The organism is Diaphorobacter sp. HDW4A (assembly GCF_011305995.1).
In the GTDB taxonomy this organism is placed as follows: domain Bacteria; phylum Pseudomonadota; class Gammaproteobacteria; order Burkholderiales; family Burkholderiaceae_C; genus Diaphorobacter_A.
On record NZ_CP049910.1, the window covers coordinates 5169655 to 5193287 of the forward strand.

General features: G+C 63.1%; 16 protein-coding genes. 10 read left to right on the forward strand and 6 right to left on the reverse strand.

What is annotated here, in order from left to right:
• The first annotated feature begins 9 nt into the window (after window positions 1–9).
• The 8 genes from G7047_RS23700 (at window position 10) to G7047_RS23735 (ending at window position 10384) form a co-directional block, all read left to right on the forward strand.
• A complete protein-coding gene (locus tag G7047_RS23700; protein ID WP_240939239.1) occupies window positions 10–2124 on the forward strand; it encodes an acetate--CoA ligase family protein in 2115 nt (704 codons plus the stop codon).
• 24 nt (window positions 2125–2148) lie between these two features.
• Window positions 2149–3117: a tripartite tricarboxylate transporter substrate binding protein gene (locus G7047_RS23705; RefSeq protein WP_166310616.1), complete on the forward strand. Its 969-nt coding sequence runs from the start codon at window positions 2149–2151 to the stop codon at window positions 3115–3117.
• A gap of 355 nt (window positions 3118–3472) precedes the next feature.
• Window positions 3473–4666: an acyl-CoA dehydrogenase family protein gene (locus G7047_RS23710; protein ID WP_166310618.1), complete on the forward strand. Its 1194-nt coding sequence runs from the start codon at window positions 3473–3475 to the stop codon at window positions 4664–4666.
• Between the two features lie 21 nt (window positions 4667–4687).
• On the forward strand, window positions 4688–5725 hold the full coding sequence (locus G7047_RS23715; protein WP_166310620.1) for an acyl-CoA dehydrogenase family protein: 1038 nt from the start codon (window positions 4688–4690) through the stop codon (window positions 5723–5725).
• Between the two features lie 52 nt (window positions 5726–5777).
• Window positions 5778–6653 (forward strand): MurR/RpiR family transcriptional regulator, encoded by an 876-nt coding sequence (locus G7047_RS23720; protein ID WP_166310622.1) that lies wholly within the window; start codon window positions 5778–5780, stop codon window positions 6651–6653.
• 345 nt (window positions 6654–6998) lie between these two features.
• On the forward strand, window positions 6999–8471 hold the full coding sequence (locus tag G7047_RS23725) for an MFS transporter (protein WP_166310624.1): 1473 nt from the start codon (window positions 6999–7001) through the stop codon (window positions 8469–8471).
• A gap of 61 nt (window positions 8472–8532) precedes the next feature.
• Window positions 8533–9204, forward strand: coding sequence for an aspartate/glutamate racemase family protein (locus G7047_RS23730; RefSeq protein WP_166310626.1), 672 nt, complete (start codon window positions 8533–8535; stop codon window positions 9202–9204).
• Between the two features lie 124 nt (window positions 9205–9328).
• The gene (locus tag G7047_RS23735; protein WP_166310628.1) at window positions 9329–10384 is read left to right on the forward strand and encodes a porin; all 1056 of its coding nucleotides are present in this window, start codon (window positions 9329–9331) and stop codon (window positions 10382–10384) included.
• 12 nt (window positions 10385–10396) lie between these two features.
• Here the strand turns inward: G7047_RS23735 and G7047_RS23740 are convergent, their stop codons facing one another.
• Together G7047_RS23740 and G7047_RS23745 are read right to left on the reverse strand one after the other, a co-directional pair.
• Window positions 10397–11383, reverse strand: coding sequence for a tripartite tricarboxylate transporter substrate binding protein (locus tag G7047_RS23740; protein ID WP_166310630.1), 987 nt, complete (start codon window positions 11381–11383; stop codon window positions 10397–10399).
• 253 nt (window positions 11384–11636) lie between these two features.
• The gene (locus G7047_RS23745) at window positions 11637–12767 is read right to left on the reverse strand and encodes a 3-deoxy-7-phosphoheptulonate synthase (RefSeq protein WP_166310632.1); all 1131 of its coding nucleotides are present in this window, start codon (window positions 12765–12767) and stop codon (window positions 11637–11639) included.
• A gap of 272 nt (window positions 12768–13039) precedes the next feature.
• On the opposite strand from G7047_RS23745, the gene G7047_RS23750 reads away from it, so the two are divergent.
• A complete protein-coding gene (locus G7047_RS23750; protein ID WP_166310634.1) occupies window positions 13040–17074 on the forward strand; it encodes a DUF6531 domain-containing protein in 4035 nt (1344 codons plus the stop codon).
• A 1-nt stretch (window position 17075) separates the two neighbouring features.
• On the opposite strand, the gene G7047_RS23755 is transcribed toward G7047_RS23750, so the two are convergent.
• The 3 genes from G7047_RS23755 to G7047_RS23765 all read right to left on the reverse strand — a co-directional run bounded on the left by G7047_RS23755 (window position 17076) and on the right by G7047_RS23765 (window position 20486).
• Window positions 17076–17567 (reverse strand): C40 family peptidase, encoded by a 492-nt coding sequence (locus G7047_RS23755; protein WP_166310636.1) that lies wholly within the window; start codon window positions 17565–17567, stop codon window positions 17076–17078.
• Between the two features lie 369 nt (window positions 17568–17936).
• Window positions 17937–19631 carry a 2-isopropylmalate synthase gene (leuA, locus tag G7047_RS23760; RefSeq protein ID WP_166310638.1) on the reverse strand — a complete coding sequence of 565 codons (1695 nt, stop codon included), beginning with the start codon at window positions 19629–19631 and terminating at the stop codon, window positions 17937–17939.
• 426 nt (window positions 19632–20057) lie between these two features.
• Window positions 20058–20486 carry a hotdog fold thioesterase gene (locus G7047_RS23765; protein WP_166310640.1) on the reverse strand — a complete coding sequence of 143 codons (429 nt, stop codon included), beginning with the start codon at window positions 20484–20486 and terminating at the stop codon, window positions 20058–20060.
• Window positions 20487–20742: 256 nt separating this feature from the next.
• Between G7047_RS23765 and G7047_RS23770 the strand changes: the two genes are divergently transcribed.
• Entirely contained in the window at window positions 20743–21900 is a 1158-nt protein-coding gene (locus G7047_RS23770; protein ID WP_166310642.1) for an ABC transporter substrate-binding protein, read from the forward strand.
• 60 nt (window positions 21901–21960) lie between these two features.
• Here the strand turns inward: G7047_RS23770 and G7047_RS23775 are convergent, their stop codons facing one another.
• Window positions 21961–23478, reverse strand: a complete 1518-nt coding sequence (locus G7047_RS23775) for an acetyl-CoA hydrolase/transferase family protein (RefSeq protein ID WP_240939241.1) — start codon at window positions 23476–23478, stop codon at window positions 21961–21963.
• Window positions 23479–23633: the final 155 nt, after the last annotated feature.

A 23633-nucleotide genomic window follows, 5' to 3' on the forward strand; every position in this document is an offset into this window, starting at 1 on the left:
CTCTCCCCCGTGAAAAAAACGACCCATCGCCTTGAGCCGCTGCTCAACCCCGCGTCGATCGCCATCGTCGGCGCGAGCAACAACGCCGCGCGCATTGGCGGCATGCCCATCGCGCATCTGACCAAGTTCGGCTACCAGGGCGTGATCTATCCGATCAATCCCAAGTACGAGGAAGTGTTTGGAAAGCGTTGCTACGCCGACATCGAATCGCTGCCCGAAGCGCCCGATCTCGTGGTGCTCGCGATCGGCGCCGCCGACGTGACCGCGATGCTCAAGCGCTGCCATGCCAAGGGAGCGCGCGCCGTGCTGGTCTATGCGGCGGGCTTCGCCGAAGAAGGTGCCAAGGGCAAGCTGCTGCAGGACGAGATGGAGGCCTTCGTCGCGACCACCGACATGGTCGTAGCAGGCCCCAATCTCATGGGCTTTGCCAACCTGAACAGCCAGGTGCACACCAACTTCGCGTCGGTGTTCAACACCTCGCCGATGCAGCCGGGCAGCGGCACGGTCAGCCTGCTCACCCAGAGCGGCAATGTATGCGCGGCGGTCTACGCGATCGCGCGCCGGCTGGGCGTGGAGTTCAGCCACTTCATCAACACCGGCAACGAGGCCTGCGTGGATCTCGCGCAGTACCTTGAATACCTCGCGCAGGACGACGGCACCGAGGTCTGCATGGGCTATATCGAGGAGCTGCGCGACGGCAAGCGCTTCATCGCGGCGGCCGAGGAATTCGCGCGCCGCGACAAGCTGCTGATTCTCTACAAGGCCGGCGAGACCGACAAGGGCTCCGAGGCGGTGCGCTCGCACACCTCTGCACTCGCGGGTGACCAGCAGATCTACAGCGCCGCGTTCAAGCAGCTCAACATCATCCAGAGCAATGACTTCGTGCAGATGGCGCAGCTCGCCAACCTCGCGAAATACCGCAAGCGCAGTGCTGGCAAGCGCGTGGCGATCATCACCATCTCGGGCGCGCTCGGCGCGATCCTCGCCGACAAGTTCATCCTGCAGGGGCTGGAGGTGCCAACGCTGCCGCAGGCGCTGCAGGACACGCTGCGCGCGGGCATTCCCGACTACGGCATGGTCAGCAATCCGGTCGACGTGACCGGCAACGTGGTCAACGATCCTGGCTTTGTGCGCACTGCCATGGAAGCGCTCGCGCAAAGCGACGCCATCGACGCAGTGGTGGTCTACGCGCCCGGCTACATGCTCGACCGCATGGCCGACGATCTGTGCGCCGTGGCCGAAAAATTCCCGCGCCTCTTCGTCGCCATCGACACCGGCGCGGCGCAGCAGCGCGAGCAGATGCGCAATGGCGGCGTGCCGGTGTTTGAAGACATCGGCGTGGCGGTCTCGGCGCTTTCGCCTTTCCTGCTGTGGCAGGAGCGACGCAAGCACAACCGCTGGCTCGACGTGCGCCAGCAGCCCGCGCCCGCGCGCACCGCCCTGCCCGCGCGCCTTGATGAATACAGCACCAAGCAGCTGCTGGTGCAGCACGGTATGCCCGCAGGCGCAGAACGCGTCGCGACCACGACCGACGAGGCTGCGCAGGCTGCGGACGCCATCGGCTATCCGGTGGTGCTCAAGGTGCTGTCGGCCGACATCGCGCACAAGACCGAGGCCGGTGGCGTGCGCCTGCGATTGCAGAACGCCGATGACGTGCGCAAGGCTTTCGATGAAGTGCTGACGAGCGCCCGGACATACGACCCTAAAGCCCGCATCGACGGCGCGCTGATCTGCAGGATGGAATCGGGCGTGGCCGAGCTCATCGTCGGCGCGACGCGCGACCCGGTGTTCGGCATGACGCTCACCGTCGGCCTCGGCGGCGTGCTCACCGAGCTCTACAAGGACGTGAGCCACCGCGTGCTGCCGGTCGACGAGGCCATGGCGCGCGAGATGCTGGGCGAGCTCAAGGCCTTCCCGCTGCTCACCGGCTACCGTGGCCGCGCGCTGGGCGATGTGGATGCCACCTGCGTCGCCATCGCCGGTTTCTCGCGCGCCGTTCTGGCCTTGCAGGATCAGGCCGATGAGGTCGAGGTGAACCCCCTGCTCGTCAAGGAGCAAGGCCAGGGCGTCTGCATGCTCGACGCGCTGGTGCTGCCTGCTGAACAACCAATTTCAATCTACTGAAAAACCAAGAGGAGACAACTCAACATGCTCAAGAAAATCTGCACCACCATTGCCATTGCCGCATCGGTTCTCTGCGGCGCAGCGCACGCACAAGGCGGATATCCAAGCAAGCCGATCACCATCGTTGTGCCCTTCTCGCCGGGCGGCGCGACCGACATCATGTCGCGCACGCTCGCCGAGCGCCTGAAGAACCGTCTCGGTCAGCCCGTGATTGTGGAAAACAAGCCTGGCGCGGGCACCATGATCGCTTCCGAATACGTGGCCCGGGCGGCACCCGATGGACACACCGTGCTGCTGGCCGCATCCTCGCTTGGCATCGCACCGGCTCTCTACAGCAAGGTGAATTACGACCCGGTCAAGGACTTCACTCCGATCTCGTTGGTCGCCTCCGTCGTGCACGTGCTGAGCGTGCATCCAAGCGTACCCGCCAAGAACGTGGCCGAGATGGTGAACTGGGTGAAGGCCAATCCGACCAAGGCCAACTACGGCTCGGTCGGCGCAGGCACCTCGACGCATCTCGAATCCGAACTCTTCAACACCATGGCTGGCGTGAAGATGGAGCACGTGCCCTACAAGGGCAGCGCCCCTGCTCTGCTCGATCTGGTGAGCGGCAACATCAACGTGATGTTTGACGCGTATGCATCGTCCAAGCCCTTCATCAACGACAACAAGATCCGCCTGCTCGCGGTGACCACCGCCAAGCGTTCCAAGCTGCTGCCCAATGTGCCCACGGTCGCCGAGTCCGGCCTGCCCGGTTATGAAGCCATGCCCTGGCTCGGCTTCGTCGCACCTGCGGGCACGCCAGCGCCGGTCGTGAACAAGTTCCAAACCGAATTGATGGAAGTGCTCAAGGAGCCCGCAGTGCAGGAGAAATTCCAGTCCCTGGGCCTCGAAATCATCGGCAACACCCCGGCCGAGTTTTCCGAGTTCATCAAGAAGGACATCGTGAAGTGGGCCAAGGTGGTCAAGGACTCCGGCGCAAAAGCGGACTGATCCGCTCCAGCGGAAGATGTCGTAAAGCAGGCAATAAAACCAACCCGCTCAGAGCATCAACGCGCCCACCCCTGTTGCGCCCGAAGGCGCAACAGCCCTCTTCCAAAACTGACTCACCGCGGTTGTCCGAACGGCGCGATCGAAGATCGCAAAGTGAGTTCTGCGGTGGGACCTCAAAGCGCGTTTTTGATTACTTTTTGCGCGCAAGCAAAAAGTGATTGCCCCGCCGGGGGCAGTCCCGGCTCCGGGAAGCAAACGCCGAGCAAAAACAAAAACAGAAGACACACCCTCACCCCAACCCTCTCCCGCAAGCGGGAGAGGGAGCGAACACCGAGACAGAGAAAGAAAAAGCACCATGCAAGTGGGCTACTCCAAAGAAGACGAAGCATTCCGCATCACAATGCGCAACTGGTTCGAATCAGAATTCCCCCGCTTCAAAGCAGCGTGGCCAACAGAACCAGACCCCAACAATTTCGAATGGCGTCGTGCCTGGGAAGACCATGTCTGCCAGGCAGGCTGGTCAGGCCTCGGCTGGCCCGAACAATACGGCGGCAAGAACTGGCCGCTCACGCGCCAGGCGCTCTTCCATGAAGAGCAGGCGCGCATCGGTGCACCGCTCGGCGTGAACATCATCGGCCACGGCATTCTTGCGCCCACGCTGATCCACTTCGCAAGCGACGCGCAGAAGGCACGCTACCTGCCGGGCATCCTGTCGAACAAGGACATCTGGTGCCAGGGCTATTCCGAGCCCGGCGCGGGTTCCGACCTCGCATCGCTTTCCACGCGCGCCGAGCGCCGTGACGATCACTATCTGCTGAACGGCCACAAGGTCTGGACCTCGTTCGCGCACATCGCGGACTACTGTTTTGTGCTCGCGCGCACCGACGCTTCGGCGCAGCGCCACAAGGGCATCAGCTTTTTGCTCGTCGACATGAAGCTGCCTGGCGTGCGCGTCGAGCCCATCCGCCAGATCACCGGCGAGTCGGATTTCAACGAGGTCTTCTTTGATGACGTGAAGGTGCCGCTCGACGCCCTCGTCGGCGAGGAAAACGGCGGCTGGCGTCTCGCCATGGCCGCCGCGAGCTTCGAGCGCGGCACGTATTTCATCCCGCGCCAGGTGCGCTTCACGCAGGAAGTCGCGGCGCTCAAGCAGCTCGCGGCCTCCGTCGTCGATGAAGGTACGGGCGAATCCAAACTCAGCGACCCGCATCTGCGCCGCGAGATCGCGCGCCTCGCGGTGGACAGCCATGTGCTCAAGCTCAAGACCTTCCGCGCGCTGACCAACGCGCTGCGCGGCGGCCCGCCGGGGCCGGAGGGATCTGCCACCAAGCTGCACTGGAGCGAATCGCACCAGAAGCTCATGGTGCTGGCAAACGAGGTGCTCGGCGAACGCGCACTCGTCGGTGCCGAGGCCATAGCACGCGACCGCGAGGCCTCGCTCTGGACGCGCGACTACCTGTGGACGCGTGCCGAGACGATTCTGGCGGGCACCTCCGAGGTGCAGCGCAACATCCTCGCCGAGCAGATGCTCCAACTGCCCAAGGGCTGAGAACGGACGACAAAGAAAAAAATGGATTTCGCACTCAACGAAGAGCAGCAGATGCTGTACGAATCGGCGCAACGGTTCTTTGTGGACAACCACCCCACCGCCCGCGCCCGCAAAGCCTTGCCGTTGTCGGACGCGGCGCAGCAGAAGCTCTGGAGCGATATGGCCGGCATGGGCTGGATGTCGTTGCTGGCCCCCGAATCCATGGACGGACTCGGGCTCGGCATCACCGAGGCCTATCTGGTTGCCGAGGCCGGTGGTCGTCAGCTGTTGAATCTGCCGTGGGCGAGCAGCGCGGTGTTGCTGCCCCTCTGGGTCCAGTCGCTCGAAAAAAACGCGCCAGAGGCCCTTCTGACGCTTCTGAGCGGCATTCTTTCCGGCGAGCGGGTCGTGCATTGCGTCGACGAGCGCGATCCGACGCGGGATTTCGCGTCGCAATGCACCGATCTGCTGGTCGTTCGCGGGCTGCATGACGCGCGCCAGCCGTTGCAGTTTGCGCTGACCTCGCCCACCACTTCGACCGCCACCACAACCGCGTTCGGGCTGGACCCGACGGTGACCCAATCGCAATCCAGCGCCGAGTCCCTGTCATGGCAAACGCTCGAGCTATCCACAGCCGGGCGCGAACATGCGCGCGCGGCCTATCGCCTGATGCTCTGCGCTGAGCTCATCGGCGTCGCGCAATCGGCTCTGCAACTGGGCGCGGCCTACGCGGCCGAGCGGGTGCAGTTCGGCAAGCCCATCGGCAGCTATCAGGCCATCAAGCACCAGCTCGCCAACGCGTGGATGGCGATGGACAACGCGCGTCTCGCCGCGCTCTACGCCAGCGCCGCGCTCGACGGCCGCCTGCCGGACGCTCGCTTTGCTTGCGCGGCGGCGGAGTTCACCGCGATGGAAGGCGCGCTGAACACCACGCGCTGCGTGATTCAGGTGCATGGCGGCATGGGCTTCACCTGGGAGCATGACGCGCACCTGTACCTCAAGCGCGCGCAGCGGCTGGCGGCCCGGCTTGGCGGGGTGTCGAAGGCGCTGACGGCGGTGGAGGAGTGGGCGCTGGCGTGATGTCGGACGCAGCGCAGATGTGGGGCGGGGCACGTCGTACACTGCCGCCTCTATGAGTGCCGCTGCTGCATCCCCTTCTCCTTCTTCACTGTCCTTTCTCGGGCAGATCAGGCAACTGATGGACACCCTTCCCCCGTCCGAGCGGCGGTTGGGGGAGTTCATCCTCGATTTTCCGGGCGATCTGGCGAGCTACAACGCCTCGGAACTCGCGGAGCTGGTGGGCGTGTCCAACGCCACGGTCACGCGCTTCACGCGGCGGCTCGGCTATGCGGGCTACGAGGAGGCGCGCCGCCATGCGCGTGAGGAGCGCTCGCGCGGGTCGCCGCTGTTCGTGGCCTGGCCGGATGCGGGCGGCGATGCCAGCGGCTTTGTCGCCGAGCACATCCAGCAGGCCTGCGAGAACATGGCCGCCACGTTCTCGCAGATCGATGAGGCCCTGATCGACGAGATCGCGAACGCCATCTGCGCAGCGCGCAGCGTGCTGTTTCTCGGCTACCGTAACAACCGCAACTTCGCGGCTTATTTGCGCTGGCAGCTCGCGCAACTGTTGTCCGGCACTCAGGTGATTCCGGGCGCGGGCGAGACGTTGGCCGAATACGCGGTGGACACGGGCGAGAAGACCGTGCTTGTCGTGTTCGCGCTGCGCCGCAGCCTGCCGATTGCCGCCCGCTTCGCCGCTAGCGCCGCGCGGGCGGGGGCGCAGGTGGTTTATGTGACCGATCAGCTCTCGGGTGCGGCCAACGTGCCTGCGCGTTGGGTACTGCGCTGTCACAGCGCAGCGCCGGGGCCTCTGGACAATCACGTCGCGGCGATCATGCTGTGCGATCTCATCGCCACGCGAGTCATGCGGCGCGCAGGTGCAGCCGGTCGTCGTCGGCTCACCACCGTAGAAGCCGAACACGATTCCCTCTCCGAGTTGAAGCTTTAGTTTTTTGGGCTTTGGTTCGTCATTCGTTGGGGGGGCGGCAATACAGCCCCTCATGCTGCGTTGTCGAAGCCTTGCCTGAGGGGCAGTCTTGCCGTTGGGGTGGTGGATTCGAGCGTCCGCTTCGCTTCGCAGGCTTGCTGTTTGAAGTCCGGAAACCAAATCCGGGGAAATCCCTGTCGACTGTTGTTCGTGGGTGGTGGAAAATTTATTTTCAAATTTCAACTGGCATGAAAACTGCTTTTCTTGTTTCGGGGGTGTGTTTCACGCCCCAAGTCGGGGCAGATCATCGTCAGAGCGTTCGCCCTCTTCCCATCTTCCACAGACAAATTTGCAGGGAGCAAGAGCATGGCTGCAGGACCCACGGTTTCGTCATCCGCACCTAGAAACGCGCAGATGCGCCAATTGGAGGCGGCTCTGGATGGCATTGGTGCGACGCGTTCGCACAAGACCATCATCTTTCTGGTGGTATGCGGCGTGCTGTTCGACGTGTTCGAGCAGAACGCCGTGGGCCTGGTCGGGCCGTTGCTGCGCGAGCAGTGGGGCTTGAGCGGGGCGGACATCGGCTTTCTCAACACCATCACGTTCATCGCGGCGGCCATCGGGCGGCTGGGGTCGGGGTACTGCGCGGACCGGTTTGGTCGGCGCTTCATGCTCAATGTGAATCTGGGCCTGTTCACCATCGGTGCGATTGCCTGTGCGCTAGCACCGAACTACGCGTTTCTGGCGGTGGCGCGCTTCATCGTGGGGCTGGGGCTCGGCGGTGAGATCACCACGGCGGTGACCATGCTGGCCGAGTTCTGCTCGGCGCGTTTTCGCGGCACGGCGGTGGGGCTGATCAACGTTGGCGGTGGCGGTCTGGGCAACATGCTCGCGCCCGCTTTCGCGCTTGGGGTGTTCGCGATCTTTCCGGGAGAGAACGCGTGGCGCTGGCTGTTTGGCTGTCTGGTGCTGCCAGCGGTGTTCATCGTTTTCTATCGCCGCTTCGTGCCCGAGACGCCGCGCTTTCTGCTCTCGCAGGGCCGGGTGAAGGAGGCCAACGAGGTGCTGTCGATGCTGGCCGCAGGCAAGCTTGCCAACGGCCAATACGAGTACCGCGAATTCATCACGGAAGCATCGAAGGTCGACGCGCAGAACGCATCGAACGAGCCACGCGTGCGTTTGGCCGACATCTTCCGCAACGGCTATCTGCGCCGCACGGCGGCGGTCGGCACCGCGTCGTGGATGACGTTTGGCGCGCAGCTCTCGGTGCTTACGCTGATGCCGACGATTCTGGTTTCGCAGGGCTACTCGATCACCAAAAGTTTCGCATTCACCATCGTGATGCAGAGCGGCAGCCTGCTGGGCGCGATCACCGCATCCTTGCTGGGTTACAAGTTTCCGCGCAAACGTGTGCTCACTATCGGCGCCATCGCGGCATGCCTGGCGGGTCTGGCGTTCGGCAATCTCACGAGCAGCGTTGCGATGGTGCTGATCTTCGGCGCGCTGTTCCAGTTCTGCGTGCTCACGCTCAACACCTCTATCTGGATCTTCGCGCCCGAGCTGTATCCCACGCGCATGCGCGGTCTGGGCACATCGTTCCTGCTTGCGCTTGGAACGGTGGGCGGCGCGCTGTCGCAGATGCTTGCGGGCAAGATCTTCGACCTGCATGGCGTGGCCGGCATGTTCACGATGATCGCTGTGATGTACGCGATCTTTGCGGTGGCCGTGCAGTTTGCGCCGGAGACCTTTGGCAAGTCCATCGAGCAGGATGGCGACGCGCCGGACTCCGGATTCGTGGCGACGAGTTCGACCGGTTCAACGACGGCGTCCGCGCATTGAGCTCGGACGTCCATTCCTCCGCATAGCCGACATCTTTTTGAACGAACAGCGATTTCCCCACATGACGCAGCGGACCGTGCTCCTGATCAACCCCAACACCTCGCAGGCGACCACCGCAGCGATGCACCGGCTTGCGCGCGCATCGCTGCCGCAGGGGCTGGAACTCAGAAGCGTGACCGCCGAGCGCGGCGCCAGCATGATCACCAACGATGCCGAACTGGCCACGTCGGTGGAGCAGGTGCTTGAGCTGGGCCGGAGGCTCGCGCTGGAGGTTGACGCTGTCGTCATCGGGGCGTTCGGAAACCCGGGGCTGGCGGCACTGCGCGGTGCGTTGTCGATTCCCGTGATCGGCATCGGCGAGGCGTCGATGCGCGAGGCCGCATTGGGCGGCAGGCGCTTTGGCGTGGCAACCACCACGCCGGGACTCGAAGCATCGATTGCCGCGTCTGCACAGGCATTGGGATTGAGCGCGCTGTTCTGCGGCAGTCGCATTCCGGCGTCCGATCCGCTGGCACTCGCGCGTGATCCGCAACTGCAGGACGAGGCGCTTGCGCAGGCCATCGCGGACTGCATCGTGCATGACGGAGCGCAGGCCGTGATCGTTGGCGGCGGGCCGTTGTCGGAAAGTGCAGAGCGCATTGCTCCGCGCTTTCAAGTACCAGTGATCTCGCCGGTCGCCGCAGCCATGCGGGACATCGCATCGCTCCCGAGGTTCGAGCGACAGCGCAACTAGCGCACACACTCCAGCCAACCACTCATTCGAAGGCTGTCGGCACGCCACTTTGGACGTGTGCGGGGCGCAGCCTTGTCCAAAGCGTTCACACGATTCACTTCATTCTTTCGGATTCATCACCATCATGAAGACCCCATCGATTCAAACCGCCATCGCGTTGAGCCTGCTCTGCCTTGGCACCAGCACGTTTGCACAGTCGTCGCGCGGCCTGCCCACAGGTTCGGGCTCGTCGCTCAACATCTACGGCACCGCTGCCACGGAGCTGGTGCATGTTTCCAACTTCAACGACGGCAGCCGCATCGGCAACTCGACCCGGCTTGAGAACAGCAAGGTCACCGCGTCACGTCTCGGTTTCATCGGCTCGGAAGACCTGGGCGGTGGGCTTTCCAGCGTGTTCAATCTGGAGATGGGCTATGCGCTTGACACCGGCACGCAATCCAGCGCGAGCTACTTCTTCAATCGCGGCAGCTATGTGGGTCTGCGTGGTGGTTTTGGCACGATGACCGTGGGTCGCCAGTGGGATGTGGAAGATGACGTTTTGGGCCGCTATTTCATCTTCGGCGGCTACGGTGTCTTCCAGTTCAGCGAGTTCGCCGCGATCAGCGACACGGTGGCGAATTCGGTGAAGTACGTCACGCCCGCCATGGGCGGCGTGACGGCGCGGGCGCTTTATGGTTTCGGCGAAGGAGCGACCAGCGGCCACACCACGGAATTCGCGCTCAACTACGCGGCGGGTGGCCCCTTCGAAGCTGGTGCCACCTATCGTCGCCAGAAGGCCGCGACGGGCTACAGCACGCAGCTCGTCACGCTGGGTGCAAGCTACATGCTGCCCGTCACATCGGCAGGCAAGTTCCGTCTGCACGGTGGCTACGCCTACAGCAAGCCCGAGGACCCGGTGGCACGCAAGACGTCGGCCTACGACGTGGGCGTGGTCTGGGGCCTGCCGTCCGCCAACGCCAACCTCACGCTCGACTACGTCGCCCGCGATCAGCGTGGCACCGACAACGACAGCCGTTTCGTGCGCCTCGGCGGGGAATACTTTCTGTCCAAGCGGACTTCGTTCATCGCCAACGTCGTGTCGCTCACCAACAAGGGCAACGCCAGCCAGAAGTTCTTCGGACAGGGCGCGCAAGGCAAAGGACAGCGCGTGCTCAGCGTGGGGCTGAGGCACGCGTTTTGATGCGTCAAGCCGTCAGTCTTCCTTCATCCCTGTGGCCTTCACCACCTCGCCAAGCCGCATGCGTTCTTCGTCCACGAACTTCACAAACGAAGCGCGTGTGCCGCCAATGGCCTCGATGCCCATGCCTTTGAGACGTTCGATGGTCTTGGGGTCTTTCATGGCCTTGTCGACGGCGTTGGCGACTTTGTCGAGGACTTCGGGCGGTGTGCCTGCCGGGGCGTGCACACCGGCCCAGTGAGCGATCTTGATGTCGCCAAAGCCTTGCTCGCCTGCCGTGGGCAGGTCGGGCCAGGCGGAGATGCGCTGCGTCCAGGTGGTGGCCAGCGCCTTGAGCTTGCCGCTCTTGAGATATGGCAGCACGACGATGCTGGCCTCTGACGTGGCTTCGATCTGGTTGCCGAGTACGGCGGTCACCGATTCTGAGCCGCTCTTGTAGGGCACGAGGTCGAGTTTGGCGCCGTATTTGGAGGTCAGCAGACCCTCGACGAAATGTGGTGTGCTGCCGTTGCCTGCGGTGCCAAAGTGCAGGCCTGCGCCGCTCTTGGATTTGGCGACGAAGTCCTTCAGATCCTTGTAGGGCGAATTGGCGGGAACGATGATGACCGAGGGGGCGAGGCCGATCATCACAACAGGCACAAGGTCGCTGTCCTTGTACGGCACCTTGCGGATCATGCTGTTGGAGATCACGCCTGCAGCGCTCACGAGGAAGGTGTAACCATCCGGCGCGGCTTTGGCCACCACATCGGTGCCGAGCACCGCGCCCGCACCAGGCTTGTTGTCCACAATGATGGATTGCCCCAGCACTTTGGAGGCTCCTTCGGCTGCCGCGCGGGCGAGCAGGTCGTTGGCTCCGCCAGCCGAAAAGGGTACGACAAAACGGATCGGGTGCGACGGCCAGGCGTCGGCTGCCAGTACGCTAGTGGTTAGTGGAGCGATAAAGGCGGCCGTGATGGCGGAGGCGATCAGGCCTCGACGGGTGGTGCGTTGTTGCGTCAACATGTTGTATGGAAATCTGGTTGAAACAAAGGCGACGTTTGCTGCAAGTCATGTGCCAGAGTCCCGAACATGCACTTACGGTTTCGCTCGCCTATATGCAAGTACCTGTTTTTACTATGAAAACAGGTAGAAAAGATTTTGCAACGACGCTCACCGCTGTGCGCAAATGGCTTGGGAAGCCTGCTTTTTGCCCAATGCCATTGCTATGTTGAAACAAGGACCTCAGTTCTGAAATCCTTGCGGTCGCATTGGGCAATCAACCGGCGTTGCGTTTGATCCGTCTTGCGCGAACGGCTTCTGCGAGCTTTTCGAGCACCGGCACGGTCTGGTCGAAGCTGATGCAGGCGTCGGTGACCGACACGCCGTGTTTCAGCGCTTGGCCTTCGACGATGTCCTGGCGGCCTTCTTCGAGGTGGCTCTCGACCATCACGCCCATGATGCGCGCATCGCCCGCTGACACCTGTTTTGCGACATCCTCGGCCACGGTGATCTGGCGGGAGTGTTGCTTGCTGCTATTGGCGTGCGAGAGGTCGATCATCACCTGTTCGCGCAGGCCTGATTTCTGCAGCAGCGCGCAGGCCGCGTTGACGTCGTCGGCGCTGTAGTTGGGCTGCTTGCCGCCGCGCAGAATCACGTGGCAGTCCTTGTTGCCGCGCGTCTCGAAGATGGCGCTCTGGCCCATCTTGGTCATGCCCATGAAGGCATGTGCCGATTCGGCGGCCTGGATGGCGTCGGTGGCGACCTTCACGCCGCCGTCCGTACCATTCTTGAAGCCCACTGGGCAGGAGAGCCCGCTTGCGAGTTGTCGATGGCTTTGGCTCTCCGTCGTGCGTGCGCCGATGGCACCCCAGCTGACCAGATCGCTGATGAACTGAGGCGAGAGCAGGTCGAGGAATTCGGTCGCCACGGGCAGGCCGAGTTCGAGGATGTCGAGCAGCAGCGCGCGCGCCATCTGCACGCCGTCGTTGATGGCGAAGCTGCCATCCATGCGCGGATCGTTGATGTAGCCCTTCCAGCCCACCGTGGTGCGCGGTTTCTCGAAGTACACGCGCATCACCACCAGCAGGTCGGCGGACAGTGCCTCGGCCTGCTTCTTGAGCTTGCAGGCGTATTCGATGGCCTGGTCGTGATCGTGAATCGAGCACGGGCCGACCACCACCACCAGACGGTCGTCCTGACCGTGGAGCACGCGCGAGATGGCGGCGCGGCTGCCTTCGACCACTTCGAGCGCTGATGGCGGCGTGGGCAGCCATTCCTGAAGCAGCGCGGGCGTGACCAGTGGGCGAACTTCCTTGATGCGCACGTCGTCGATGCGCGTGGTGTCCAGCGTGGAAATCTTGGGCTTGTGGGAAGCGGCGGCTGACGTGGGGGTGGTTGTCTGAGTCATGGTGCTGCCATTGTCCCGCATGCGCTGCATTCACTCCGTTTCAGGGATTTACGCGTTGGTTTCCAAAACAGCAAAACGGATACCAATGGACTCCGCTTGTTTCCCGGACCCTTTGAGCCATTCCAAACGCCATTCGTTCAGGTGGTGAAACCATGAACTTTTCACGGCTTGTCTGCGCGGACGCTCTGTTTTTTCTCATCCGCCGCGCTCGGGCGCCATCACACAAGAACACCAATACACATCACATCGCCTGTGAATGGAGGGAATCGCACATGACCAAGAACCCGCAAGCGCACATCGATGCCGCCATTGCGAAAGGCGGCAAGTCCAAAGAGAGCAAAGAGACCAAGGAAGACGCCACAACAGTTGAGCGCCATTCGCCCGGCCAGGCCTGCTCACCGCGTGCTGTCGTGCCCGAGTCTGGCTTTGGCGTATTCGAGGCGACGGGCGCTCTGGTGCTCGGCGGCTCGGTGCAGACGGATTTCTCGTTACCGGGCGCCTTACCCCTTGTCTGGCAGCGCCGCTACAGCAGCTACACCGATGCGGCGCAAGGCGGCGTCTGCGGTGTGCTCGGCCATGGCTGGCGCACGCCGCTGGAGCTGCGTCTCGAAGTGAAGGCGCAGACCTGCGTGCTGCATGACGTCGATGGCCGCAGCATCCATTTCGATGCGCTGGCGGCGGGCGAGAGCCACTACAGCGCCAGCGAAGACCTGTGGCTGCTGCGCTCGAGTGGCAATCCGGCGCAGGTCTCCGAGTGGTACGCATCGACCGAGCAGCGCCGCTTTGCCCATCTGCCCAAGGAGATGGTGTGCAGGCCGCATGTGGTTTTTACGGGCCACGGCAATGGCGACGAACTCTGGGCCTTCGCGCCTGCCAACCGCAAGGCGCTGGAGAGCGGTGATGAAGCGGCGCCTGGTGACGAATGGCAACTGTTGGGACGCATCGACCGACTCGGCCGCATTCAGCGCTATCGCTATGGCATGGTGTCCGGTGCCATGCGCATCGTGGCCATGCAGGATGGTGTGGGCCGTTGCTATCGCCTGCACTACGAACAGGTGCGCGCGCCGCGCCCCGAGCCGCGCTATCCGTCAGGCCACTTCTGGCAGGCAGACAGCGGCGTGCGGCTCACCAAGGTCGAGCTGTTGGGAACGCCCGAAGCCTTCAATGTGCTCGATCCTGAACTGCTGGTGCGCTATGTCTACAGCGCCGAAGGAGACCTCGTCGAAGTGCGCAACGCGCGGGAGGAAAGCGTGCAGCGCTATGCCTGGCGCAACCATCTGCTCACCATGCATCAGGAGCGCGGCGGTCCTGAGCACCATTACCGCTACGAGCGCAACGAGCCTGGAGCGCGCGTCGCCGAGCAGCGTAGCCAGCAGGGGCTCACCCGCCACTTCAGCTACCAGACACTGCCTGCCGACGAGGACCAGTTGCCACGCACCAAGACGGTGGTGACTGACAGCTTCAAGCGCAGCAACGGTCATCTTTTCAAGGGCGCTGGAGGTCTGGCGCGCATTGCGGAACACGCGCGCGCGGACGGCAGCACGGTGCGCTGGGCGCATGACGCGCATGGCCGGCTGATCTCCTTCACCGATGCGCAGGGCCGCACCACACATCTGTGGCCGAACGCGATGGGTCTCACCACCTTCGTGCAGCATCCTGACGGCAGTGAAACTCGCAACGAATGGGATGCGGCGACGGGCTTGTTGCAAAGCGTCTCCGACCCGGAAGGCCGCAGCACGCGATACCACTACGACGCTTGGCACCGTCTGGAGCGCATCACGCGCGCTGATGACAGCGTGGAGCGGCGCGTCTATCCCGAGCCGTCCGCCGACAGGTTGATCGCTCACCTGCCATCGCAGATCACCGATGGCGCGGGTGGCACGACGCGCTTTGTGCATACACGCGAAGGACTGCTTGAGCGACTCAGCGATGCCACCGGAAACACCACGCAGTTCGAGCATGACGCCAAGGGGAGGCTGACCGCGAAGATCAATCCGCTTGCCGAGGTCGAGCGCTACGAGTACGACCCCCGTGGCCTGCTCGTCGCGGTGCATCTGGCCAGCGGCGTGAGTCACCATTGCACGCGTGATGTCTGTGGGCGCGTGGAGGGAGAAAGCGTGTCGGGCAACGCCACGTCGGAAGCGGCTCTGCGCAGCGCAGGCGACGTGCAGATCGAGTACGACCTGTGGGGCCGCATCATGCACCGCGAACATGCGGGCACTTCCATGAAATGGAGCTACGACGACGCAGGCCGTTTGACCACCTGCACCAACGAGAACGGCGACACGTTGCGGCTGCAGTGGGATGAGATGGATCGTCTGGTGCATGAGATCGGGTTTGATCTGCGCACTGTCGAGTACCGATACGGCGCTGGTGGGCGCCTGCTTGAATGCATCGACGGCAGCGTGGAGGACCATGACCGCGAGGCGCGCACCATTCGCCATGAATGGAATGTGGCGGACAGAATTGCCGCCATCCATCATCCCGCGAATACCGACAGCGCCGCGTTCACCACGCGGTTCGAATGGAACCGCACCGGCGAGATGCTCGCGGCCAGCAGCTGGATTGCGAGCACTTCCAGCGTCAGCAGCAAGAGCGCCGAAAGGCTTACCAGCCGCATTGAATGGCGCCGTGACCCAATGGGACGAGTGACCGAAGAAACACAGCAGCTCTTCGACGGAGATACCGGCAAGCCTGAGTTCGAATATCGAATCTCTCATGTGCTCGACGGGCAAGGACGGCGCATTGCCAGCGAGCTGGGCGATTTGGGCGCAGTGGGTTTTGCGCTGAATGCTGCGGGCGCATTGCAGATCCTCGCGTGGAATCGCAAACCGCAGATTGATTTCGAGCGTGATGAGCTACAGCGCGAGACGGTGCGCCATCTGACGACCGCGGGCATTCATCGACAGATCGACTGGAACGCTGCAGGTCTGTGGCAAAACGTGGAATGGGTGGGCGATGCACTCTCGCCCTCCACCGCCGATGTCGCGGCCTCCGCGATTCGCGCGCGCCAGTATCTCTATGACCACGCGGGTCGCATGCTCGCCATCCACAGCGATGTGGGTACGAGCCGCTTTGCCTACGACGCGCACGGTCGCCTGATCGCATCGCATACACCGCAGGCGGGCGCGCAGCGCTGGTCGTTCGACGCATCCGGAAATCGCTTGCCGCAGCCATCGGATGTGATGACCGCCACGCATGCCGACGATCTGGAAGCGGAATCCGCCTGCGCGGACGATGACCTCGTAATGCAGGATGCGGCGCGTCGCCCGGAATCCGAACTCGCACACACCACACGCTGGGCCGGTGGGCGCGTGGATTACTACACCAATGCGCACGACCGGCGCAGCGAGGATGCACGTCTGTGCTTCTGCTACGACAGCCGAAGCAACCGCACGCGTGTGCTTGATTTGCACAATGGTCATGCCGTGCGTCTGCATTACGACGCTGCGAATCGTCTTGTCGCAGCCAAGGGTATGAACGCTCTGGGCGAGCCATTCGATCAGCAATACCGCCATGATGCGCTGGGCCGGTGTGTGGCGATCATGCGTCGCGACACCAATGGCAAGGTCATCGGTGCTGAATATTTCGGTTGGGACGAAACACGGTTGGTGCACATCGAGCGCCATGCGGAGCGTGCGAGCGAGAAGAGTGAGGCGCTGCACGTCGTGCACACTGTCTACGAGCCCGGCACGCTCACGCCGCTGGTGCAATTGGCGAAGGGGCAGGCCATGCCCGTGGTGGTGCTTGCCGAGAAGCCTGTCGACATCAAGCCGCAAGCCAAGGACGTTTCGCCTCGTCAGGACATGCGCGAGATGCTCAGACATCTCGAAGATCTGGACGCGCGCATCAAGGCACGCCTCGAGGCAGACAGCGGCCAGTGCGCGAGCCATCAGGCGTTTCTGGTCCGTCAGGTCAAGGCAGGGCAGTCGGCGTTGCAACGTGTGGATGTGGACGCAGAGGTGGAGATCGATTCCTCTGCCGAAGTGCAGATCCGGCATGTGCTGAACGATCACACCGGAAGTCCCGTCGCGCTGGTCGATGCCAAGGGCGCCGTGCTCTGGGCGTTGCAGCAGGACCCGTGGGGTCATGATTGCGCGCAGCACAATCCGCTGCGGCTGTGGCAGCCGTTGCGTGCTATGGGGCGCTATCTGGATGAGTCCACAGCGCTGCAGATCGATGGGGTGGGCCGTGGCTACGACGCCCGCTTGGGTGCATTCATCAACACGGGGCCGCGTCGTTTGGCAACGGATGCGATGGCCCCGCCATTTCAACCCGTTGGCGTGGCACGGGTGCGCCTCTCTTAGCCTAGAAGCGTCGGAAGGCCGTAGGTTGCTTGGACCAGTAGGTCGAGCTCAGCGAATCGAGCCGTACTGTCCCGCCTGTGGATGGTGCGTGCACGAAGCGACCTTCGCCCACATAGATGCCGGCATGCGTGGGCGTGCCGCGTCCGAACACCACGAGGTCGCCGACGCGCAGATCGCTCTTCGAAATCGCCTTGCCGAATTCGTCGAGCTGCGCGACGGTGCGTGGGGGGGATACGCCTGCGCGGCTTCGGTAGACATAGCCGATGAGGCCGCTGCAGTCGAAACCGCTGTCGGGGGTGTTGCCACCGTAGCGGTAGGGGGTGCCGACCAAGCCCATCGCGTGGATGGCGATGTCGTCGGCTTGCTCGGTGGAGAGGCGGGAGATGCCTTGGCCTGGCGTGCGGGAAGTCTGTTTTGGACTGGGGGTGGAGCTGCACGCGGCCAGCAGGACGGCTGTTGCTACGGTGAGGCACAGGCTGTGGAGGGCTCGCATGGGGCTTAGGGTAGCAGCTATGGGAATAATTCCCAAGTTGCTTGAGCTGTTCGATATTGCTGTGTGCTGTGGCGACGGGCTGCTGGGTGTTCATTTCTCGGAGCCGGGAGTTCCGCCCGGCGTCGGAGTCATGCCGCAAAAGTGACCTGAAGAGGTGTGTTCGGCACGTTGCTTTGCTTCGCTCGTGCTGCATCTCGCTGTGCGCGAGATGCACGTGCGCCTGAGGCACGCCTTGTGGGCGCGGGGCTCTGCTGGACGCTTGTGGCATTCGATGGGTTTGGTCTTGTGGACCGCGCCGGTCGCAGAGTCTGTGGTGCGCTTGTCAGCGGGGTGCTGCTGACAGGCGCATCTTTTTTCACGCTGAGTTGATCAGGCCGATTCTGTTTCTGTCTGGCGTGCATGTTCCGCATTGCCACGGGCATTCAGGCGGTTGGCTACGCTCACTACGGCTTGTACGGAGGCGGTCATGATGTTGTGGCTCATGCCTGCTCCGAAGGTGGAACCGGCTACGCCTTCCATCGCGGCTTCGATGATGGCAAGGGCTTGGGCGTTGGCACCGCTGCCTGTTGCGCGTTCTTCGTAGTGGTCCACGCGCAAGGGCAAGCCGAGGGCATCTACCGTGGCGGCGATGGGGCCGTTGCCTTCGCCTTGCAGGGTCTGGCGCACGCCGTTGATCGTCACGTCGAGCTCGATGCTGTGGCCGTCATTGGTCACGCGGTGGGCGTGGCAGATGATCGCCGCGGGGCTGGTGAGGGTGGCGAGGTAGGTGGTGTCGAACAGGGTCCAGAGTGCGTCGCCGGTCATCTCGGTTTCGTTGCTGTCGGTCTGGCGTTGGACCATGGCGCTGAATTCGACCTGCATGCGGCGCGGCATCACCACGCCATGTTCGCGCTCCATGAGGAAGGAGATGCCGCCCTTGCCCGATTGGCTGTTCACGCGGATCACACTGTCATACGTGCGGCCGAGGTCGGCGGGGTCGATGGGGAGGTAGGGCACCTCCCAGATCGCCTTGGGGTCCTGCGCGGCGAAGCCCTTCTTGATCGCATCCTGATGCGAGCCGGAAAATGCGGTGAACACGAGGTCACCGGCATAGGGGTGGCGCGGGTGCACGGGCAGCGAGGTGCATTCTTCGGCGATGCGCGCGACGCCGGTGATGTCGGAGAAGTCGAGCTTTGGGTGCACGCCCTGCGTGTACATGTTGAGCGCGAGCGTGACGATGTCCACGTTGCCGCAGCGTTCGCCGTTGCCGAAGAGACAGCCTTCCACGCGGTCGGCACCGGCCATGATCGCGAACTCAGTGGCGGCCACGCCGGTGCCGCGGTCGTTGTGTGGGTGCACGGAGAGCACGACGTGTTCACGCGGAACGAGGTGGCGGTGCATCCATTCGATCTGGTCGGCGAACACGTTGGCGGTGGCGTTTTCCACCGTCGTCGGCAGGTTGATGATGATCTTGCGGTGGGCGTTCACTCCCCAGGCTTCGATGGCGGTCTGGCAGGCCTGCAAGGAGACATCGAGCTCGGCGCTGCTGAAGGTCTCGGGCGAATACTGCAAGATCCACTCGGTCTCGGGATGCTTGTCGGACTGCTTCTTGAAGTGCGAGACATGATGCTTCACGAGCTCCATCACCTGCGGCACTTCCATGTTGAAGACGATCTTGCGCCATGCGGGTGCGACGGCGTTGTAGATGTGGACGATGGCGCGCTTGGCACCTTGCACGGCTTCCACTGTGCGGTCGATGAGGTCTTCGCGCGACTGCGTCATCACCATGATGGTCACGTCATCGGGGATCAGGTTCTCGTCGATCAAGCGGCGCACGAAGTCGAAATCGGTCTGCGATGCGGCGGGAAAACCCACCTCGATCTGCTTGAAGCCGATGCGCACAAGCTCCTTGTAGAGTGCCATCTTGCGCTCGCCGTTCATCGGCTCGAAGAGCGCCTGGTTGCCGTCGCGCAAGTCGGTGGAAAGCCAGATCGGCGCTTGCGTGATGGTCTTGCCGGGCCAGGTGCGGTCGGCCAAGGCGATGGGGGCAAACGGTTGGTACTTGCTGGAAGGGTTGGAAATCATGTTCGGCTCCACATTGGGTGGTGTGTGCCGCGCCTCATATTCCTTGTGAGAAGGCGCGCAATGCACAACGGGTCAATCGAGGGTTCTTTGAAGCAAAAGAAACAAAGAACCGGAAATCGAATGACGTCCCCTGCCGCCCTGCACGCTCGATCAATCGAAACTGCAGGCGGGTGTGTGGGCCGGGGTCAGGGGGAAGTCGGTGTTGCGCTGAGAGGAACCGAAGGTGCTATTGATTCTTCGGTCTTCAGGCAACGGAGCGCATGCACGCAAGCAGACCCCGGTCAAGCACTAGGCTTAGACTTAGGGTGTTTAGTAGCTGCTGATTGCGTTGCATATGCGAAAAATAGTAGCACGGTTTTTTCGAATCACGCAAATCGAATGACCTGCATCATGTGCCGGGCTTTCACGCCATGGGCGTTCCGCTGGTCACTTTCGCGGCGCGAGCATCGCCATCGTGAGGCGTGATATGCAGGTCAGTTCGCCGTCTTCGTTCACCATCTCGATAGCCCAGACTTGGGTGGTCTTGCCGATATGCACTGGCCGCGCCGTACCGGTCACCCAGCCGCTGCGGGCGGATTTGAGGTGGTTGGCGTTGATGTCCAGCCCCACCGCGCCCCAGCCTTCGGGTGCGGCGTAGAAGGCACCTAGCGAGCCCAGCGACTCGGCCAGCACCACGCTGACGCCGCCGTGGAGCAGTCCGAACGGTTGCTTGGTGCGCTCATCGACCGGCACGCGGCCACGAATGTAGTCGTCGCCCACTTCCACGATTTCAATGCCCAGATGGCTTGTCGCCGTGTCTTCGCCCGTGCGGTTGGCGATCTCGAGGGTAAAGGGTTTTTTCCAAATGTTTGCCATGGCGACAATTGGAGAGGCGCGGAAAGTCGTTCTCACATCATTTACTGAACGGGTGTGCGGGTTTGGCGTGAAACGCGAATCTTTTGGCGCATCTGGCAACCCAAAGCGTCTCAGAATCGCGGCTTCCTCAGGAAATTAACAAATATTCACCATTGTTGATGTGTGTCACGTTTGAGCGGCGTTGAGTGTCCGCGCGCGGCAGCAGATACGGGCCTTGTCAAGGAGGCACCAGGTGAAGGTTCAGGAGTCCAGTTTCATGCAACGTCGCCAATTTGTTTCGCTCGCATCCGGTGTGCTCGCCTTGTCGGCTGCTCCCGCCTTCATTCGCAGCGCCGCCGCGCAGGAAGTGCCCGGCCTCAATGCCAAGTCGGTGACGATCGGTTGTTCCGCCGCCATGAGCGGCCCGCTGGTCAGCTTTGGCAACGACATCTCGCAGGGCGCGGGTGCGGCGTTCGCGCAGATCAATGCGCAGGGCGGCGTGCATGGCCGTGGCATTCAGCTTCAGATGATGGACGACGCCTATGTGCCCGACCGCACGCTCAGCAACGTCAAGCAGATGCTCAGCGGCGGCTCGGCGCTCGCGTTGCTGTCCTGCGTAGGGACGCCCAATAACACGGCAATTCTTCCGCTGATCGAGGAGGCTGGCATTCCGTACGTGGCACCGGTCACAGGGGCATCGTCGCTGCGCAAGGGCGCGCGCAATGTATTCCACGTGCGCGCCAGCTACACCGATGAGGTGCAGCGATTGGTCAAGCGCCTCGCGGGCATGGGCCTCAAGGGTATCGGCGTGATCTATCAGGACAACGGCTACGGCAAGGAAGCACTGGCTGACGCTCAGCGCACGCTTGACGGCCTCGGCATGAAGACTGCCGTGGAGGCTGCCGTGGCCACCGATGGTTCCAATCTGAAGGACGTGTTTGCCAAGGTGTCAGCAGGTCGCCCCTCGGCGGTGCTGCTGGCGACGGCTGGTGCGGTGTCGGTGGATCTGGTGCGTGGCATGAAGAAGCATGTGCCCGGCGTGCTGCTTGCCGGCCTGTCGGTGACCATGCCCGGCGATGCGCTTGCCAAGCTCGGCGAGGATGGCAGTGGCCTCGCACTGACCATGATCGTGCCTGATCCCAACCGCCCACGCATCCAGCTCGTGCGCGACTATCAAGCCGCCATGCGCGCCAAGGGCCACAACGAGTTCTCGCAGGGCAGCCTCGAGGCCTACGTCAACGCCCGCGTGCTCGCCGAAGGTCTGGATCGTGCAGGCAAGGAGCCGACGCCCGCCAAGCTGCGCTCTGCATTGGCCAGCATCAAGAACCTGGATCTGGGCGGCTTCGTGGTCGACTACAGCGGCCAGTCGCCGTATGTGGGCTCGCGCTTCATCGACCTCGGCGTGATGGGCAACACGGGGCGTTTCATCGGCTGATTGCTTCCCGCCGCGATCATGAAAAAGGGCACCCTCGGGTGCCCTTGTCGTTTGCGTTGATCAGCCGCGCATGCTGCCCGTTTTCTGGCAGCGGTCATGCCACGACAGTGCCTCGCCGAGGATGTGGGGTGTCTGCTGGCCGCCGCTCTTCTGCGCACGGTCGAAGTAGTCCTGCAGCATCGGGCGGTAGTCAGGATGGGCGCAATTGTCGATGATGACCTGCGCGCGCTGGCGTGGCGAGAGGCCGCGCAGGTCGGCCAAGCCTTGTTCGGTGACGACGACCTGGGTGTCGTGCTCGGTGTGGTCCACGTGGGCGCACATCGGCACGATGCAGCTCACGTTGCCGCCCTTGGCGACGGATGGGGTCACGAAGAAGTTGAGATAGCTGTTGCGCGCGAAGTCGCCCGAGCCGCCGATGCCGTTCATCATGCTCGTGCCCATCACATGGGTGGAGTTGATGTTGCCGTAAATGTCGGCTTCGATCATCGAGTTCATGCCGATCACGCCGAGGCGGCGCACCACCTCGGGGTGGTTGCTGATTTCCTGGGGGCGCAGCACGATGCGCTCGCGGTAGAAGTCGATGTTCTGCACGAATTCGTCGAGTGCCGCGTGGCTCAGCGAGATGGCGCTGGCCGAGGCCGACTTCATCATGCCCTCGCGCACCAGCTCGAGCATGCCGTCTTGCAACACCTCGGTGTAGCCGGTGAGGTTCTCGAACGGGCTCTTGAGCAGTCCGGCGAGCACGGCGTTGGCCACGTTGCCCACGCCCGACTGCAGCGGCAGCAGTTCCTTGGGCAGGCGGCCGACCTTCACCTCGTGCGCGAGGAAGTCGATCACGTGTGCGGCGATGCGCTCGGAATTCACGTCGGGCGCGGCGAAGGCGGAGTTGCGGTCGGGGCTGTCTGTATGGACGATGGCGATGATCTTGGACGGATCGCAGCTCAGGTGCGGCACGCCGATGCGGTCATTCGGGCCGTAGAGCGCAATGGGCTTGCGCTGGGGCGGGATGGCGGTACCGTAGTAAATGTCGTGCATGCCGTCGAGTTCGAGCGGCAGACGGTGGTTGACTTCCAGGATCACCTTGTCGGCGAGGTCCAGCCAGGTCTTGTTGTTGCCGACCGCCATGGTGGGCACGAAGCTGCCGTCCGAGTTGATCGCGGTGACCTCGATCACCGCCACGTTCAGGTGGCCCAGAAAGCCGAACCATGCGTGCTGGGCGACATGCGAGAGGTGCATGTCCACGAAGTGCATCTTGCCGGTGTTGATCTTCTCGCGGCAGATCGGGTCGGACTGGAAGGGCAGGCGCATCTCCATGCCGTCCACCTTGGCGAGCGCGCCGTCGAGCTCGGCGGCGGTCGATGCGCCGGTCCAGATGCTCACGCGAAACGGGTGACCAGCGGCGTGCTCGGCCTCGATGCGCTTGGCCAGCGCCTGCGGGATGGACTTGGGATAGCCCGCGCCCGTGAATCCGCTCATTCCCACAATCGATCCCGGCTCGATCAGCGCAGCGGCCTGTTCTGCGGTCATGACCTTTTCGCGAAGGCCGGGATGCTGGATGCGGGACGTGGAACACAACATGAAAACTTGACTCCGAAAATGACCGAAGGGGCGTTGTGCACGCCCCTTCGGCTGGTTATCAGATGTAAATCCTATCAGGTATTCCGTTCGCGTTAGGTAGAAACCCCGGCCTTACGGAATGCTGACAGGATTGTCATCTCGGGTCAGGTCATGCC

Coding starts and splice junctions, on each gene's coding strand:
- G7047_RS23775 (WP_240939241.1), bottom strand. CDS start 23,478: ATGTTGTGTTCCACGTCCCGCATCCAGCATCCCGGCCTTCGCGAAAAG.
- G7047_RS23715 (WP_166310620.1), top strand. CDS start 4,688: ATGGATTTCGCACTCAACGAAGAGCAGCAGATGCTGTACGAATCGGCG.
- G7047_RS23710 (WP_166310618.1), top strand. CDS start 3,473: ATGCAAGTGGGCTACTCCAAAGAAGACGAAGCATTCCGCATCACAATG.
- G7047_RS23725 (WP_166310624.1), top strand. CDS start 6,999: ATGGCTGCAGGACCCACGGTTTCGTCATCCGCACCTAGAAACGCGCAG.
- G7047_RS23755 (WP_166310636.1), bottom strand. CDS start 17,567: ATGCGAGCCCTCCACAGCCTGTGCCTCACCGTAGCAACAGCCGTCCTG.
- G7047_RS23750 (WP_166310634.1), top strand. CDS start 13,040: ATGACCAAGAACCCGCAAGCGCACATCGATGCCGCCATTGCGAAAGGC.
- G7047_RS23705 (WP_166310616.1), top strand. CDS start 2,149: ATGCTCAAGAAAATCTGCACCACCATTGCCATTGCCGCATCGGTTCTC.
- G7047_RS23735 (WP_166310628.1), top strand. CDS start 9,329: ATGAAGACCCCATCGATTCAAACCGCCATCGCGTTGAGCCTGCTCTGC.
- leuA (WP_166310638.1), bottom strand. CDS start 19,631: ATGATTTCCAACCCTTCCAGCAAGTACCAACCGTTTGCCCCCATCGCC.
- G7047_RS23740 (WP_166310630.1), bottom strand. CDS start 11,383: ATGTTGACGCAACAACGCACCACCCGTCGAGGCCTGATCGCCTCCGCC.
- G7047_RS23770 (WP_166310642.1), top strand. CDS start 20,743: ATGCAACGTCGCCAATTTGTTTCGCTCGCATCCGGTGTGCTCGCCTTG.
- G7047_RS23765 (WP_166310640.1), bottom strand. CDS start 20,486: ATGGCAAACATTTGGAAAAAACCCTTTACCCTCGAGATCGCCAACCGC.
- G7047_RS23720 (WP_166310622.1), top strand. CDS start 5,778: ATGAGTGCCGCTGCTGCATCCCCTTCTCCTTCTTCACTGTCCTTTCTC.
- G7047_RS23730 (WP_166310626.1), top strand. CDS start 8,533: ATGACGCAGCGGACCGTGCTCCTGATCAACCCCAACACCTCGCAGGCG.
- G7047_RS23745 (WP_166310632.1), bottom strand. CDS start 12,767: ATGACTCAGACAACCACCCCCACGTCAGCCGCCGCTTCCCACAAGCCC.